Origin of the sequence: Catenulispora sp. GAS73 (assembly GCF_041262085.1) — a bacterium.
Taxonomy (GTDB): Bacteria; Actinomycetota; Actinomycetes; order Streptomycetales; family Catenulisporaceae; genus Catenulispora.
Map to the genome: position 1 here is coordinate 1 of NZ_JBGCCM010000015.1, position 15,536 is coordinate 15,536.

At 70.4% G+C, this 15,536-nt stretch carries 13 protein-coding genes; 8 read left to right on the plus strand and 5 right to left on the minus strand.

Annotated elements, in window-relative coordinates:
* Positions 1-191: 191 nt before the first annotated feature.
* The 3 genes from ABH935_RS22705 to ABH935_RS22715 form a co-directional block, all read right to left on the minus strand.
* Positions 192-2,753 (minus strand): ABC transporter permease, encoded by a 2,562-nt coding sequence (locus ABH935_RS22705; RefSeq protein ID WP_370379935.1) that lies wholly within the window; start codon positions 2,751-2,753, stop codon positions 192-194.
* Between the two features lie 14 nt (positions 2,754-2,767).
* Complete coding sequence (locus ABH935_RS22710; RefSeq protein ID WP_370379936.1) at positions 2,768-3,535, minus strand: ABC transporter ATP-binding protein; 768 nt, start codon at positions 3,533-3,535, stop codon at positions 2,768-2,770.
* Positions 3,536-3,678: 143 nt separating this feature from the next.
* Entirely contained in the window at positions 3,679-5,157 is a 1,479-nt protein-coding gene (locus tag ABH935_RS22715; protein ID WP_370379937.1) for an MFS transporter, read from the minus strand.
* Positions 5,158-5,321: 164 nt separating this feature from the next.
* Between ABH935_RS22715 and ABH935_RS22720 the strand changes: the two genes are divergently transcribed.
* Positions 5,322-5,687, plus strand: a complete 366-nt coding sequence (locus ABH935_RS22720) for a nuclear transport factor 2 family protein (protein WP_370379938.1) — start codon at positions 5,322-5,324, stop codon at positions 5,685-5,687.
* Positions 5,688-5,796: 109 nt separating this feature from the next.
* Here the strand turns inward: ABH935_RS22720 and ABH935_RS22725 are convergent, their stop codons facing one another.
* Positions 5,797-6,960 carry an NlpC/P60 family protein gene (locus ABH935_RS22725; RefSeq protein WP_370379939.1) on the minus strand — a complete coding sequence of 388 codons (1,164 nt, stop codon included), beginning with the start codon at positions 6,958-6,960 and terminating at the stop codon, positions 5,797-5,799.
* Positions 6,961-7,210: 250 nt separating this feature from the next.
* Between ABH935_RS22725 and ABH935_RS22730 the strand changes: the two genes are divergently transcribed.
* From ABH935_RS22730 to ABH935_RS22750, 5 genes are all read left to right on the plus strand, one after another.
* Positions 7,211-7,546, plus strand: a complete 336-nt coding sequence (locus tag ABH935_RS22730) for a hypothetical protein (RefSeq protein WP_194906871.1) — start codon at positions 7,211-7,213, stop codon at positions 7,544-7,546.
* Positions 7,547-7,777: 231 nt separating this feature from the next.
* Positions 7,778-8,680, plus strand: a complete 903-nt coding sequence (locus ABH935_RS22735) for a hypothetical protein (protein ID WP_370379940.1) — start codon at positions 7,778-7,780, stop codon at positions 8,678-8,680.
* Entirely contained in the window at positions 8,670-10,022 is a 1,353-nt protein-coding gene (locus tag ABH935_RS22740; RefSeq protein ID WP_370379941.1) for a hypothetical protein, read from the plus strand. Before ABH935_RS22735 ends, ABH935_RS22740 begins: the two co-directional genes overlap by 11 nt.
* A gap of 265 nt (positions 10,023-10,287) precedes the next feature.
* Positions 10,288-11,817, plus strand: coding sequence for an SCO6880 family protein (locus ABH935_RS22745; RefSeq protein WP_370379942.1), 1,530 nt, complete (start codon positions 10,288-10,290; stop codon positions 11,815-11,817).
* Positions 11,818-11,832: 15 nt separating this feature from the next.
* Entirely contained in the window at positions 11,833-13,458 is a 1,626-nt protein-coding gene (locus ABH935_RS22750) for an ATP-binding protein (RefSeq protein ID WP_370379943.1), read from the plus strand.
* Positions 13,459-13,823: 365 nt separating this feature from the next.
* Here ABH935_RS22750 and ABH935_RS22755 read toward each other — a convergent pair whose 3' ends face one another.
* The gene (locus ABH935_RS22755) at positions 13,824-14,018 is read right to left on the minus strand and encodes a hypothetical protein (protein WP_370379944.1); all 195 of its coding nucleotides are present in this window, start codon (positions 14,016-14,018) and stop codon (positions 13,824-13,826) included.
* Between the two features lie 111 nt (positions 14,019-14,129).
* Between ABH935_RS22755 and ABH935_RS22760 the strand changes: the two genes are divergently transcribed.
* Together ABH935_RS22760 and ABH935_RS22765 are read left to right on the plus strand one after the other, a co-directional pair.
* Positions 14,130-15,131 (plus strand): aldo/keto reductase, encoded by a 1,002-nt coding sequence (locus ABH935_RS22760; protein ID WP_370379945.1) that lies wholly within the window; start codon positions 14,130-14,132, stop codon positions 15,129-15,131.
* Between the two features lie 201 nt (positions 15,132-15,332).
* Positions 15,333-15,506, plus strand: a complete 174-nt coding sequence (locus ABH935_RS22765) for a hypothetical protein (protein ID WP_370349464.1) — start codon at positions 15,333-15,335, stop codon at positions 15,504-15,506.
* The last annotated feature ends 30 nt before the right edge of the window (positions 15,507-15,536 follow it).

The following is a 15,536-nucleotide window of genomic DNA, read 5'->3' on the forward strand; positions in this document are numbered from 1 at the left end:
GGGGGGGGGGGGGGGGGCTGGTGTGTGGCCGGGGTTTCTCATGTTGTTGTGGGGGGTTGTTGTGGCGGGGGGGGCCCGGGGTGGGGGCCCCCCCGACTCGTTTTTGGCCGCCGGCCCGCGGATGCCCCCTCCGCGCCCGCCGACCGTGGCCTCGTCCCCCGCGTCGTCCGCCCGCGGCCCAACAGCGCCTGTCACTCCTGCGCGATGGCCCCCAACAAATCCAACCGGGCCGCCCGCCGCGCCGGCCGAGCCGCGGCGCCGACCCCCGCGACCGCCCCGGCCGCCAGGATCAGCGCCAGCGTCGTCGGCGAGGCCTCGAAGGCGATCGCCGTCGAACTCCCCGCCGCGCGCACCAGCGTCCAGGCCAGGAACGTCCCGAGCGCGACGCCGCCCAGCGTCCCGAACAGCGCCACCAGCAGCGACTCCCACCGGACCAGGGCCCTGGTCTGCGGCCGGGTCAGGCCCACCGCGCGCAGCAGCCCGAGCTCCCGCGTACGTTCGTGGACCGACAGCGCCAACGTGTTCGCGATCCCCGCCAGCGCGATCACGATCGCCAGCACCAGCAGCACGTACGAGATCGTGAGCACCACGTCCACCCCGGAGGCCTGCGCGTCGGCGTACTGCTGACGGTCCTGAACATCGGGGCTGCCGTAAGGCACCACCGCCGCCGCGATCGCCGGCCGCGCTGCCGCGATCGACGTGCCCGGCGCCAGCTTCACGATCACCGAGGTGTCCGTGACCTGATTCGCGTGCGCGGACCACATCGCGGTGTCGAGCAGGAATCCGTTGAACGACCCGCGCGGCCCATAGACCAGCCCGACCGGCACCGTGCTGGCCGAGCCGTCGGGGTAGACGACCGAAACCGAGGTCCCGAGCGGGTGCTTCTTCGCCTCGGAGGCCGACACGCCGACCGCCCGGCCGCCGTCCAGCGCCGAAACCGAGCCGGACCGCACGTCCACCGAAACCGCCTGATCCAGCTTCCCGGTGTCGGCGAACGTCACGTTCTCCGCCGAGCCGCCGATCGAAGCCGTGCCCTGCCCGATCCCCACAGCCGCCGCGACACCCGGCACCTTCTGCAGATCAGCAGCCATCTGCGGGCTCAACCCGCCGCCTCCGAAGCCCGGCGCCGACACCGCGAGGTCCCCGACGAACGACCGGTCCACATCAGACTTCAGCGACGCCTTCACCGATGTGGCGAACACCGTCAGCAACGTCACCACGGCGACGCCGACCATCAGCGCGGTAGCGGTCGCCGACGTCCGCCGGGGATCCCGCGCGGCATTGCGCCGCGCCAGAACTCCAGTTGTCCCCGCGAGCCGTCCGCCGCCGGTGACCACAGCCCCGAGCACCCGCACCGCGCCGCGTGCCGCGACCGGTCCGAGCATCACCACGGCGACCGTGGTGGCCGCGGCCCCGGCGCCGGCCATCGCCAGCGAACCGCCCGCCACGGCCAGCGCCACCCCGCCGACCAGCAGCACCGCGCCGATCGGCGTCCGCACGCGTCCGAATCCGGACCGCGTCTCCCCCACCGACGCCTCCCGCAGCGCCGCCAGCGGCGCCACCCGCGACGCCCGCACCGCCGGCGACAGCGCGGCCAAGGCGGTCACGCCGACGCCGACCAGCAGCGCGATCGCGATCGTCGACCCGGTCACCGCCAATCCCCCGGCGGGCAAAGCGAATCCGGCCGCGTCGAACAGGGCCTTCAGCGCCTGCGCGATCCCCAATCCACCGACCACGCCGACCGCCGACGCCGCCAGCCCCAGCGCCGCCGCCTCGCCCAACGAGGACCGCAGGATCTGGCTTCGCGACGCCCCGAGCGCTCGCAGCAGGGCGTTCTCGCGCGTCCGCTGGGCGATGAGGATCGTGTAGGTGTTGTGGATCGAGAACGACGCGACGAGCAGGGCCACGGCCGCGAAGACCAGCAGGAAGCCCTTGAAGAAGGTCAGAAACGCCGTGCCGATCGCGTCCGTGGTCGCCTTCGTGTAGGCCGCGCCGCTGATCGCCGAGACTCCCGGCGGCAGCGCCTTCGAGACGGCGGCGACGACAGAGTCCTGAGACACACCGCTCTTCGCCGCGATCAGGATCTGTGACGCCTGGCCGGGGCGCGCGATGTACTTCTCCGCGACCGACTGCGTGAATCCGGTGTACGTCACCTGCCCGATCCCGCCCTGCGTCCCGAATCCGGCGATGCCCACGATCGTGACGCGGACCGGCAGCGGGGTCTGCACGATCGCGGTGTCGCCGATCCTCAAGTGCCCGGAGTCGGCGGCGCCGCGGTTGATCACGGCCTCGACCGGCTGCCCGGCCGGCACGTCGCGCGGCGCGCGCCCGGAGACCAGGTGGTACGCGTTCAGCGTGGCGGACGGGATCCAGTTGCCGGCGGTGCGCGGCGGGCCGTTGCCGCCGACGGCTTTGCCGTCCGCGCCGAGGAGTTGGCCGTAGCCGACGATGTCGGGCTGCGCGTCGGCGACGCCGGGCACTGTGCGCAGCGAATCAGCGAGCTGCGACTGGATCGGGGCGCGCAGGCCGCCGAGGGGCGTGCCGGTGCCGCTGGACGCGATCAGCGTGTCCGAGTGCACGACGGCCGCGACGCCGGAGTCGGCGGTCGCGAAGAGGTTGTCGAAGTTGCGCGACAGCGTCGCGTTCAGCGTGAGGGTGCCGGCCAGGAAGGCGACGCCGAGGAACACGGCGAGGAACGTGCCGATCAGCCGTCGGCGGCGGACGGTGAGGTTGCGCAGAGCGATGGTGAGCACGTCCGTCAGCCTCCTTATTCGCCGAAGCGCTGCATGCGGGCCAGGACGGCGTCCCGGGTGGGCAGTTCCAGCCGGTCCACGAGGCGGCCGTCGGCCAGGAACAGGACCTCGTCGGAGTAGGCGGCGGCCGAGGGGTCGTGAGTGACCATCACCAGCGTCTGGCCCAGATCCGTGACCATGGCCCGCAGCAGGCCCAGGACCTCGGCCGCGGACCGGGAGTCGAGGTTGCCGGTGGGCTCGTCGGCGAACACGACCTCGGGCCGTGACGCGAGGGCGCGCGCGACGGCGACGCGCTGCTGTTGGCCGCCGGAGAGCTCGGCGGGCCGGTGCTTGAGCCGGTCGGCAAGGCCGACGGTGCGCACGACGGTGTCCAGCCAGTCCTTGTCCGGCGCGCGGCCGGCCAGGTCCAGCGGGAGCGTGATGTTCTCCGCGGCCGAGAGCGTGGGCAGCAGGTTGAAGGACTGGAAGACGAAGCCGAGCTTCTCCCGGCGCAGGAGCGTGAGCTGCTTGTCGGAGGCGGAGCCGAGTTCGACGTCGCCGACGTAGACCTGGCCGGACGTGAGCCGGTCCAGGCCGGCCAGGCAGTGCATGAGGGTCGACTTGCCGGATCCGGAGGGGCCCATGACGGCGGTGAAGCGGCCGGCGGGGAGCGCGACGGTGACGCCGTCGAGGGCGCGGACGGCCGCGTCGCCGCCGCCGTACTGCTTGACCGCGGCCACCGCGCGGGCGGCGGGTGCCGTGGTGGTGCTGGAGGTGTTCGTTTTACCGATCGTGGTGGTCATACCGTCGATTCCACCTTCGGAGACGCTGCGGTGTAGTCGTACGACGGGAGTCACTCGGGGTACTGCGTGGGGAGGCGGACAACGCGAAACGGCGCGGCCGCCCGGGCCGCTGCCGGGTGGTCACGCCGTGTCCGTGGTGAGCACTAGTCCTTGTCGAACTGGAGCAGGACCGTCACCGCGACCGCCACGCCGACCAGGAGTTCCAGCCCGGCGGTGAAGGCGTGGGTGTAGGCGGCGGGGGTGGTGGAGGAGCCGAGGGCGGAGTAGAAGACGATGCCGATCACCGCGACCCCGACCGCGCCGCCGACCTGCATCACCGTGGACACCACGCCCGAGGCGGCGCCGGTGTGGTGCGGGGCGACCCGGCCCATGGCCCCGGCGGCCAGCGGGCCGATCGCCAGACCCATGCCGGCGCCGTCGCCGACCAGCGCCGGGATCGTCCAGAGCAGCGAGCCGTGGGTGCCGGTGAGGTGGAGCGTGACGATCAGGTCCACCAGGCTGACGGCCATCAGCAGCGTGCCGACGGCGGCGGTCTGGCGGCCGAGGCGCGCGGTGAGCTTCTGCGCGACCATCGAGGTGAGCAGGTAGCCGATGCCGATCGCGGTGAAGACCAGACCGGCGTGCAGGGCGTCGAGGCCGCGGCCGATCTGCAGGTAGAGGGCGAAGATCAGGAAGAACGAGCCCTGGCCCGTCCAGAACACGATCTGGGCGATGATGCCCCGGGTGAAGCCCTTGCTGCGGAACAGCGCCGGGTCGATCAGCGGCGACTTCTGGGCGGCGGCCAGGCGGCCCTGGTACCACCCGAAGGCGCCGAACAGGACCAGCGCGGCGCCGAAGCTCAGCCAGGTCCACAGCGGCCAGCCCTGGCTCTGCCCCTGGATGAGCGGCAGCACGGTCGCGACGAGCGCGCCGCTGACCATCACGACGCCGGGCACGTCGAGGCGCGTCCGGGCGCCCTCGGCCCTGGACTCCGGCACGGCGCGGGGCACGAGGGTCAGGGCGACGGCGCCGACCGGCACGTTGATGAGGAAGCAGCTGCGCCAGCCGAGCCCGGAGAAGTTCAGGTCGATGAGCACGCCGCCGATCAGCTGGCCGAAGACCGCGGCCAGCCCCATCGCGAGGGCGTAGGCGGTGAAGGCGCGCACCCGCTTCGCGCCTTCGAAGGCGGTGCCGATGATGGCCAGCGTCTGCGGACTCAGCAGCGCCGCCCCGACGCCCTGCACGACCCGCGAGGCGATGAGGATGCCGGCGGTCGGCGCCATCCCGCAGGCGGCCGACGCGGCGGTGAACAGCGCCATGCCGAGCGCGTACATCCGGCGGCGCCCGAACATGTCTCCCAGCCGACCCGCGGTGATGACGCCCGCTGCGACGGTGAGGCCGTACCCGGCGACGATCCACTGGATCGCGGCCGGCGAGGCGTGCAGGTCGCGCTGGGTGGCGGGGATCGCGACGTTGACTATGAAGATGTCGAGGGTGGTCATGAAGATCCCCGCGAGGAGGACCAGGAGCGTCAGGTTCTGGGCCCGGGCGGTGTCGCGCGGGGCTTGTGCTTCGGTGCGCGGTGCGGGCGCCTCGTGCGCCTCGCTGGCCGGTGTCGTCGGCCGGGTATCGGTGGTGGTCATGGGGTCAACGATGGCTTCGCGGGGGTCATGGGGACGATTACCTGACAGGTAAGGAAGCCGCCGCATGCATTACCTGGCAAGTAATCGTGAGGTCATGGCCCCCGGCGGCATCGTTGAGGGCACAGGCCGCCGGGCAAGCCGGGGCCGGAACGGAAGGCAGTGCCATGACTGACGTCAAGAACCTCATCGACGGTTACATCGCCGCGTGGAACGAGACCGACGCCGACGCCCGCGCCAAGAAGGTCGCGGAGGTCTTCGTCGAGGAGGTCGAGTACACCGATCCGCTGGCTTCGGTGCACGGACACGCGGAGCTCAGTGCCCTGATAGGCGGGGCGCAGGGGCAGTTCGCCGGGCTGACGTTCCGGCTGGCCGGGGAGCCGGACGCGCACCACGACGTCGTGCGCTTCACCTGGGAGCTGGCGGCGGGCGGGGACGAGGCGCTGGTGGTCGGGTTCGATGTGGCGCTGATCGCGCCCGACGGGCGGATCGGGGCGGTCGCCGGGTTCCTGGACAAGGTGCCCGCGATGTGAACGTGGCGGTTGGCTGCGATGTGAACGCGGCGGTTGGCTGCGCCGGAGGGCGGTGGTTGGCTGCGCCGGAGGGCGGTGGTCGGGAGCTTCGGCTCCGCGGCCGCCGCCCTCAGCGCTTTGAGCTCTTCGTCGTTTTCGGGAGCACGGCGGGCGCCTTCGCTCCGGTCGGTGCGGGGCTGCCGGTCGGCGTGGGCGTCGTCGGGGCCGGGTTGGTGGCCGGCGCCGTGTTCTGCGCCGGGTTGCCCGGGATCGCGCCGGGCGGGCCCGTCGTGCGCTCGGCCTGCGGCGTGGCGGCGTCCACCGCGGCCCCGACCACCAGCGGCTGCGGGCGGGTGGCGCCGAGGTAGTCGGCGGCGCCGATCGGGTCGAAGCGAATCGCGGCGCCGGTGTGCGGGGCGTCGATCATCACGCCGCCGCCGACGTAGATGCCGACGTGGTGGATGCTGCCCGGGTTCGACAGGTCGGTAGCGTAGAAGACCAGGTCGCCGGGCTGGAGCTGGGCGACCGGGACGTGCGGGCCGGTGTACCACTGCTCGGAGGCGGTGCGGGGCATGGTGATGCCGACCGAGGTGTAGGCGGCCTGGACCAGGCCGGAGCAGTCGAAGCGGCCGTCGGTGCCGTCGCCGCCCCACTCGTAGGGCGTGCCGAGGCGGTTGTAGGCGTAGGCGATCGCGCGCACGGCCATGTCGGAGGGCGCGATGGTCGGGTCCGGCGCGCGGAAGGCCTGCTCCAGGGCCTTGATGTTCTTGACGTAGTTCTGCGTCTCGGCGTATGGCGGGATTCCGCCATACTGCTCGACCGCACCGGGGCCGGCGTTGTAACCGGCCAGCATGTTGGAGACGGCGTCGCCCCCGACCCCGGAGACCTGGTGCGCGATGGCGCAGTCATAGCGCGCGGCGGCCGGAATCGCGTCGGCCGGGTTGCGCGGATCCTGTTTGCCGTCCCCGTCCTGCGGTGATGACCAGTTGGGCCAGGTGCCGGGCATGAACTGGGCGATCCCTATGGCACCGGCCGGGGAGACGATGGTCGGGTTGAAGCCCGACTCCTGATACAGCTGCGCGGCCAGCAGGGAGGGGGTGAGCTCCGGGCACATGTGGCCGTACTGCTCCATCAGCGCGGAATCCGCGGCCGGCACGGTGCCGTCGGCGATCCGCCCGACGGTGCTCAGACTGGAGCTGCCGGCGGCCACGCTCATGGTGCCGACGACGATCGCGCCTACCAGAAGGAAGGGAGTCGCCACCAGCGACGCGCCGACGATGATCGATGTCTTCATCAGAACCCTTCCTCCCTTCAGTTGATCATCGGATCAACCGATAACCAAGGTGTGCCGCAGACGGATCGAGGAAAACGACACCATAGACAAGGTATCTGCCGTCCGCGTCATCCTCGTAGACTGAGTTCCCTACGCTACCGGCAGTGACACCACATCGTGAGTACGACGAACACCACCGTTATAACCACAGGACTGGAGGCAGGCGGTCATCGTGTCTGCACTGCAAACTCTGCATGGCGCGGCGCACACCGTGGCCACGTTCCTCACCGCTACCCCGACGCCGGCACCGCCCTCGGGCAACGACATCAACACGATCATCGGCGGAATCGCCCCGAACTGGGGTCCCTTCGGCCAGGTCGGCAACGAGGCCAGGGTGATGATCGAGGTCATCATGGCCACCGCGATCATCATCTGCCTGGGCATCGCGGTCTGGGGCGCGGCCAAGCAGCGCATCGGCGCCACGGCGCTGCGCGACACCTTCTCGGCCGAGCAGGGCAAGGGCCTGATCGTGGCCGGCCTGACCGGTGTGTTCATCATCGGATCCCTGGGCACCCTGTTCACCATCGTCTACGGCATGGCGATCTGACCGGCGCAGCGCACCGCGATCAGACCGACGGCCGGCGCAGCCCACGGCGCGGCGATCACATCGGCAACCTCGCCCAAGGCCTCACCCGAGGCCGAGACCAACCCAAAGCACTGCCACCGCGCGCCGCCCGGCAAACCGGCACGAAGCCATCCGGGTATTTGTTAGGAACTGGTGGCCCGACACGACGACGATGTAACACGACCGGGACGTCCGGGGTGGGGAGACTTGAACATGGTTATCGACGGCGGTAGCGGCGGTCCGGGCCGCACGGGCGACGGCGGACCGCGCCGCGGCCGGCCCGGACGCGCACCGCGCATCGAGCAGCCGCAAACCGTCATCCGCCTCCCCAAGGACCCCTACGAAGGCGAGTTCAAAGCCCCCCGCGGACGCCGCGGCCGCGGCGTCCTGGCCCTGGCCGCGATCGTGGTGGTGGTCGCGGCGGTGATCGCGATCAACAGCAGCAAGCACAACAACAACGCCACGAGCCAGGGCGCCAGCACGGGCGTCGGGGGCGGGGTGCCTGCGGCCACGGCCACGGTGGGGCAGAGCGCGTCGACGGGGGCTTCGAGTCCTGCTTTTCCGACGCAGTCCGCAAACGGCGTGTTGACGGGTTATCAAGACACGCAGAGTGGCGCCGAGGCTGCCGCGAGTAACTATGTCGCGGCATATGTGTCAGAAGCGATGGTTCACACAAATCAGCGACACGCGATGATCCAGGCAATCGCGGATCCCGCGATAGCACCGCACCTCCAAACCGAACTCGACGCTGCTTTCGGCGCTGCCGCTCGCGGGTATGGCCTAGATGCAAACGGGAATCCCCCTGCGGGCCAGACGCTTGTGTACCGCGGTGTACCGGCGGGAGTTCGAGTGGATTCGTACACGAATACCAAGGCCGTGGTCGACGTCTGGACCTGCACCATCGACGGGATCGCCGGCAACGGCTCGACCTATCCGGTGAGTGCCACATGGACCACGCTCACGATCACGCTGACCTGGGTCAACAACGACTGGCGCTGGAACGACTTCGCTCAGATCGACGGACCGACTCCAGTCGGAGGCACACAGCAGGCTTCTTCGGCCACCGACCTGCAAAAGGCCGCCGAGCAGTTCGCGAGGCTCCGATATGCGCCCTGACATCGCGCCGCTGCCAGCAGCGCCGTCTGACCCCTGCGCTCTTTTGTTCGGCGCGGTCAAAAAGGCCTGCGACAACACCCAGCAGATGGTCAACGGCACCCCCGCCCCGCCCGGAACCCAAAACGGCGCCCCTACGCTAGGCGGCGCCGTCACTGACCCCCTCGGCTCCATCGCCCGCGGCTGCGCCGAGGCGGCGCAGTGGGTCATCAACAACCTGTCGGATGCGATCACCAAGACCGCGACGGTCAACTTCACCAACATGGGCTTCCTGAAGCAGTACGCGATCGTGTTCGCGGCGTCGGCGATCCTGACCGTGCTGCTCTGGTTGTTGTCCGTGGTGAAGCGGGCGGTGCGGGGAGATTCGATCATCACCGCTATAGGTGAGGCGACTGGGTTCCTGTGGATGGCGGTTCTGGCCTCGGCCTTCACGCCGGTGATTCTGGCCGGGATGGTCAAGATCACCGACAGTGTCTCCGATGCCATCGGGAACGGCTCCACCGCTGATCGGAACGGGTTCCTGGCGTCGTTCTCGCATGCCCTCGATCCGAACTCGGGGTTGGGCGGGGGGCCGATCATGCTGATCTTCGTCTCGGTGCTGTCGATGATCGCTTCCGCGTTGCTCTGGCTGGAGCTCATCATTCGGGCTGCGATGCTCTACGTCGGGGCGGCGCTGGCGACCGCCGTGTATGCCGGGTTCGTCGACAAGTCCATGTGGGGGCACATTCGGCGGTGGGTAGGGTTGATGATCTCCATCGACCTCATCAAGCCGATCATCGTGATCGTGCTGTCGCTCGCCACCGCTGTGTCCTCCGGGAATCAGGACTCGTTCAGCGCGGTGCTGTCCGGGCTGGCGATCATGATTCTGTCGATCTTCGCCTCCGGGTTGGTCTACCGGTTCGTGCCGGCCTTCGGCGACGAGATGCTGACGTTGCAGAAGGAGCGCGCGGCGAAGATCGGCAAGGCCGCGATCACCAGTGCCGCGTTCACGTCCCCGGCTGGCACGATGCGCAACGGGATGGCCACGCACGCCAATCGCATCAGCGGTGCCTTCGCCGGGGGCGGGGGCGGCGGCAACATGGGTAGTGCGATCGCTGGGATGTCGGTGGGTGCGCTCGCTGGCGGCGCGGGTGCCGCGGCCGGGATCGCGGCGCACACCGGCAGGGCCCTGACGGTGCGGCCCGGTGCCGATGGTGGCGGTCAGGGCGGTGCCGGTGGGACGGGGGGCGGGGGTAACGGCGGTGGTGGCGGCAACGGCGGCTCGGCCACCTCTCCCTCACGCCTGCGCGCCACGCCGGCTCCCGTGGTCCCCAACCCTCCGCCGCCTCCGCGCGGCGGTTCCTGACGAGACCGGGGAAGGAGGCGAGGAACGTGACAACAGACGACAAGAGTTCAGGCACCCGCTCCACCACCACCAAATCCGTCCCCTGCGACCCCGCCACCACCCCCACCCAGGTAGCGTCCCAGGTACCGTCAAGGAGAACCCCCGGCCGCGCACCGAGAACACCCGCACCCCCGCTGGAAGGCACCGCCGTGAGCACCACGCCAAGCAGTGACCACCGCCCCGCAGCGACCCGCGCCGCGGGCGGGAGCCGACGGGGGGCCCGGCCATGAGCACCACCCAGCAGGAGCCACCGCAGTACCGTCGCGCCTATCTGCTGGGCAAGGCCAAGCCCAGCGCGCTGATCGGGCGCAACCGGGAGACCGGTGAGATCGGCGTCATCGTGGTCTGCTGTGCGCTCTCGCTGCTCTCCGGCTTCTTCGTGCCCACCACCTTCCTGAAGGTGCTGGGCATCCTCGCCGGTCCGGCGCTGGCGCTGGTCGTCGTGTTCATGCCCTACAACGGCCGCACCATCTACAAGTGGTTCGAGATCAACCGCTCCTACAAGCGTCTGCTGCGCTCGCCGCAGGCCACCTGGCGGTCGCGCGCCATGGAGGCCGGGACGCGGATGGACGGCGGGGAGGTCGAGATCGGTCCCCCTCCGGGGGTGGGGCGGCTGCGGTGGCTGCGGGCGCAGTTCGGGCCGGACGAGATCGCGGTGCTGATGCACCTGGACCGGCGGACCGTCACCGCCACGCTGGAGATCGAGGGCCCCGGCGTCGGCTCGCGGGACTCCGAGGATCAGGAGGCGCTGGTCGACCGGTTCGGCACCCTGCTGCGGCACGTGGCCAACGGCGACGGCTTCGTCACCCGGCTGCAGATGCTCGCCCGCACCCTGCCGGCCGATCCCGACGCGCACGCCAAAGACGTCGCCCGACGCGGCGACGAGCAGTCCCCCCGCTGGCTCCAGGAGTCCTACGAGCACCTGCTGTCCATGGTCTCGACCTCCTCCGAGCAGCACCGGGCCTATCTGGTCGCGTGCATGCCCTACACCAAGGAGCTGGCCTCCGAGGCCTACGTCATCGGCCGCGGCGCGGTGGACGTGGGCCTGGGCATCATCATGGCCCGGGAGCTCGCCGACATCTGCGCCCGGCTGGCCGACGCCGACATCAAGGTACGCCAGCCGCTGGGCCCGGTCGCGCTGTCCTCGCTGATCCACTCCATGTACGACCCCGATCACCCGATCGACCACCTGCACGCCATGTCCCGGCGCAACGCCTGGCCGGCCGAGCTCGACGCCACGCATCCGCAGTTCCTGCGCGCCAAGACCCGCGAGTCGGTCACCGCCGAGCCCTGGTGCCACGCCACCGCGTGGATCAAGGAGTGGCCGCTGACCCCGGTCGGCGTGAACTTCCTGGCGCCGCTGCTGGTGCACACCCCCGACGTGATCCGCACGGTCGGGGTGACGATGGACCTGGAGCCCACCGACATCGCCATCGAGCGGATGCTCACCGAGAAGATCAACACCGACGCCGAGGCCTCGCGCCAGGCCAAGCTCGGCCGGGTCGACGACCCGCGCGAGCGGGCCCACGCCGGCCGCGTCGACCAGCGCGGCGAGGACCTGGCCTCCGGCGCCGCCGGGGTGAACCTGGTCGGCTACATCACGGTCTCGGCGCGCGGGCCGGAGCAGCTGAACCGGGACAAACGCACGATCCGGGCCTCGGCGGGCAAGTCGTTCCTCAAGCTGGAGTGGTGCGACCGCGAGCACCACAGGGCGTTCACCAACACCCTGCCGTTCGCGACCGGGCTGCGGAAGTAAGGAGACGGACACGCCATGGCCGGACGCTCCATCATGGACTCCCTGACCGAGGGCTTCGCCTCGCTGGTCTTCGGCAAGGTCGAGACCAGCCGACCGCCGGTGCGCACCTCGTCCTCGCAGGCGCAGGCGGTGTATCTGCCCACCGCCGCGCCGGGCCTGGGCGACTCCGGCGTCATCATCGGCCGCGAGGTGTACTCCGGCAAGGGCTACGTCTACGACCCCTTCCAGCTCTACGGCCAGCAGCTGCCGGCCCCGCACTGGCTGGTGCTCGGCGAGTCCGGCAACGGCAAGTCCGCGCTGGAGAAGACGTACGTGCTGCGCCAGCTCCGCTTCAAGGACCGCCAGGTGGTGGTCCTGGACGCGCAGGGCGAGGACGGCGTCGGCGAGTGGCACCTGATCGCCGAATCCCTCGGCGTCACCCCGGTCCGCCTGGACCCGCACGGCGTGCGCGGCGACAGCATCCGCCTGAACCCGCTGGACCCGGCGATCGCCACCACCGGGCAGCTCGCGCTGCTGCGCACCATAGTCGAGGTGGCCCAGGGCCGGCCGCTGGACGAGCGCGCCGGCTACGCGCTGAAGGCGGCGCACCTGCGGGTCGGCGAGGCGGGGCTGAAGTACGGCAGGCAGCCGATCCTGTCCGACGTCGTCGAGGCCCTGCGCACGCCGCTGACCAGCGCCGCCGAGGACATGAACGTGACCATAGAGGACGTGCAGGCCTGGGGCCTGGACGTCGCGCTGGTCCTGGACCGCCTGGTCGACGGCGACCTGGCGGGCATGTTCGACGGCCCGACGACGCAGGGCATCGACCTGGACTCGCCGCTGATCGTCTTCGACCTGTCGGCCATCGACCGCAACTCGATCGGCATGCCGATCCTGATGGCCATCGTCGGCGTCTGGCTGGAGCACACGTGGCTGCGCCCGGACCGGGTGAAGCGCATCCTGCTGGTCGAAGAAGCCTGGCACATCATCAACTCGCCGTTCGTGGCGCAGCTGTTCCAGCGGCTGCTGAAGTTCGGGCGACGGCTCGGCCTGTCATTCGTCGCGGTGGTGCACCACCTGTCGGACGTGGTGGACGGGGCCGCGGCCCGCGAGGCGGCGGCGATCCTGAAGATGGCCTCAACCCGCACGGTCTACATGCAGAAAGCCGACGAGGCGCGCACCACGGGCAAAGTCCTGGGGTTGCCGCGCTGGGCGGTGGAGATCATCCCGTCGCTGACGCCGGGCATCGCGGTGTGGGACGTGAACGGCGACGTGCAGGTCGTGAAGCACATCATCACCGAGCACGAGCGGCCGCTGGTGTTCACCGACCGCGCCATGACCGAGAGTTCGGCGGACATGGCCGCGCTGCTGGCCGCGAACGCGACGGCGGCGGCCCTGCCACCCGGCTCGGCCGAGGAGACGGCGGCGCTGGAGGCGGCCGAGGCGGAGCGCATCGCGGCCCTGCCGGCGCCCGCCGCGCCGGTACGGGCGATCGCCTCGGGGAACCAGCAGCCGCTGGAGCGCGAGCGGCGGTGGGCGGTGGAGCCGATCGACGCGGACGGCGACGACGAACTGACGGCCATCGCCGGGACGCTGTTCGGGAAGAAGGCCGAGCTGCCGTATCAGCAGGCTGTCGAAACGCCGGAGAACCTGGATTGGTGATCGCCCTGCTGGCGGCGCCGAGCAATCTCGGCCTGCGTCCCCCGGCGCCGACCAGCGTTCCCGGCAGCCGATGTCCGCGATGCCGGAGTAATTCTGGCAGGCCGGTACGTCGATGACGCGAAGCCTGGGCGGCTACGGAATCAGGACTCGATCATCGAGCACGCGCGGCGATTGGCACAGCGCATCCAAGACATCAGGACCGCAGGCGACTTCCGCTGGTGATACGTCACGGTCTTCGACCCGGACGGCCGCCACGCGCGACTGCTGACGGCCGTCGTCGCCGAAGGCCTCGGCCGACTCGGCAGCGCATCAGGAGCGTCAGGAGTCTGACAGGCGCCAGACGTCCGTCGCCCAAAGCTGGTCGATCATAAGGGGAAATCCAGTATCCGCGACGCCATCACCTCGCTGCGGCACGGCCACACGTCTCCGCACGTGCAGAACTCGGGCCCCGGTTCCCCGTCCAGCCCCCGCACCTCGACCTTCTGGTGCACCGCGAACAGCACCCCCACCCAGTTCCGATAATCCGGGGCGACGTGATCGTCAAGACTTGCGACACTCATCTGTATGTCCTCCAGTCTCCGCGACGTCCGGCGACACCGTCTTCCAGACACCGTGTCCAACGACGGCGGTCGGCGCGGGTGACGGGTGAATTCTGTGACGGGAGCTGCTTCATGAAGTACCGCATCCTTGGGAGTGACGGACCGCGCGTCTCCGCGCTGGGACTCGGGTGCATGGGGATGTCCGACTTCTACAGCGTCACCCCCGAGTCCGAGGCGGAGTCGATCTCGGTGATCCACCGCGCGGTCGATGATCTCGGGGTGACGCTATTGGACACCGCCGACATGTATGGCAGGGGTGCCAACGAGAAGCTGGTCGGGCGGGCTTTGCAGGGCGGCCGGCGGGACCGGGTGGTGCTGGCCACCAAGTTCGGGATCCGGCGCGATCCGGAGACCGACGAGCGCTCGGTGCGCAACGACCCCGAGTACATCCGGACGGCCGTCGACGCCTCGCTGACCCGGCTCGGCGTGGACCACATCGACCTCTACTACATGCACCGCAACAACCCCGACGTCCCGGTCGAGGAGTCGGTCGGCGCGATGGCGGAGCTGGTGCGGGCGGGGAAGGTGCGGCACCTGGGGCTGTCCGAGGTGGGCCCGGAGACGCTGCGCGCCGCGCACGCCGTGCACCCGATCGCCGCGCTGCAGAGCGAGTACTCGCTGTTCACCCGGGACATCGAGGCCGAGGTGCTGCCGGTGGCGCGCGAGCTGGGGATCGGGATCGTGCCCTACTCCCCCGTCGGCCGCGGGCTGCTCACCGGCACCATCACGTCGCTGGAGGGCCTGGCCGCCGACGACTTCCGGCGCGACAACCCGCGGTTCGCCGACGGGAACCTGGAGGCGAACCTGAAGCTGGTCGCGGAGCTGCGCGCGGTCGCCGAGGAGAGCGGGCACACGCCGGTCCAGCTGGCGCTGGCCTGGCTGCTGGCCCAGGGGCCGGACATCGTGCCGATCCCGGGGACCAAGCGGATCAAGTACCTCGACGAGAACTCGGCCGCCGCAGACGTCGAGCTGACCGCCGAGCAGCTGGCCCGGATCGAGGCCGCGGTGCCGCACGGAGCGGTCTCCGGGGCGCGGTACGCGGCGGACTCCGCGCGGCGTGCACAGTCGCGCTGACCCCAGCTCAGCCCCGGATAAGTCTTCGACAAACCCCGCGGCCTGTGCAGTAAGCCCCTCTGAGGTACCTGATGACCATACCTAAGGTACCTCACCCCCCAAGGACTGGCCGGTTGCCTCATGTGTAGGTGGTGCCTCCCGCTGGAGACTAGTACATGTCACCGAAGTGGGGACCTTCGACAGACAAGGGGAACCGAGATCATGAACAACACCGTTTTCACCGTGGAGATCGCCAACGCCCACCGCACCGACCTGATCGACCAGGCCCGCCGGTACGGACTGGCCAAGCGCGCCCGCCGGTGCCAGGACATATCCGCGGACAAGGTACATACCGTGCACGGCGGATCACGTTCCGGTGAAAGGTCGATGACCTGAGCGGGACCCCTGTGCGATGCTCGACCATGT

Excerpts from the sequence above, each read along its gene's own strand:
- ABH935_RS22720 (WP_370379938.1), top strand. The coding sequence starts at position 5,322 with ATGACTGACGTCAAGAACCTCATCGACGGTTACATCGCCGCGTGGAAC.
- ABH935_RS22750 (WP_370379943.1), top strand. The coding sequence starts at position 11,833 with ATGGCCGGACGCTCCATCATGGACTCCCTGACCGAGGGCTTCGCCTCG.
- ABH935_RS22745 (WP_370379942.1), top strand. The coding sequence starts at position 10,288 with ATGAGCACCACCCAGCAGGAGCCACCGCAGTACCGTCGCGCCTATCTG.
- ABH935_RS22735 (WP_370379940.1), top strand. The coding sequence starts at position 7,778 with ATGGTTATCGACGGCGGTAGCGGCGGTCCGGGCCGCACGGGCGACGGC.
- ABH935_RS22710 (WP_370379936.1), bottom strand. The coding sequence starts at position 3,535 with ATGACCACCACGATCGGTAAAACGAACACCTCCAGCACCACCACGGCA.
- ABH935_RS22760 (WP_370379945.1), top strand. The coding sequence starts at position 14,130 with ATGAAGTACCGCATCCTTGGGAGTGACGGACCGCGCGTCTCCGCGCTG.
- ABH935_RS22725 (WP_370379939.1), bottom strand. The coding sequence starts at position 6,960 with ATGAAGACATCGATCATCGTCGGCGCGTCGCTGGTGGCGACTCCCTTC.
- ABH935_RS22765 (WP_370349464.1), top strand. The coding sequence starts at position 15,333 with ATGAACAACACCGTTTTCACCGTGGAGATCGCCAACGCCCACCGCACC.
- ABH935_RS22740 (WP_370379941.1), top strand. The coding sequence starts at position 8,670 with ATGCGCCCTGACATCGCGCCGCTGCCAGCAGCGCCGTCTGACCCCTGC.
- ABH935_RS22755 (WP_370379944.1), bottom strand. The coding sequence starts at position 14,018 with ATGAGTGTCGCAAGTCTTGACGATCACGTCGCCCCGGATTATCGGAAC.
- ABH935_RS22715 (WP_370379937.1), bottom strand. The coding sequence starts at position 5,157 with ATGACCACCACCGATACCCGGCCGACGACACCGGCCAGCGAGGCGCAC.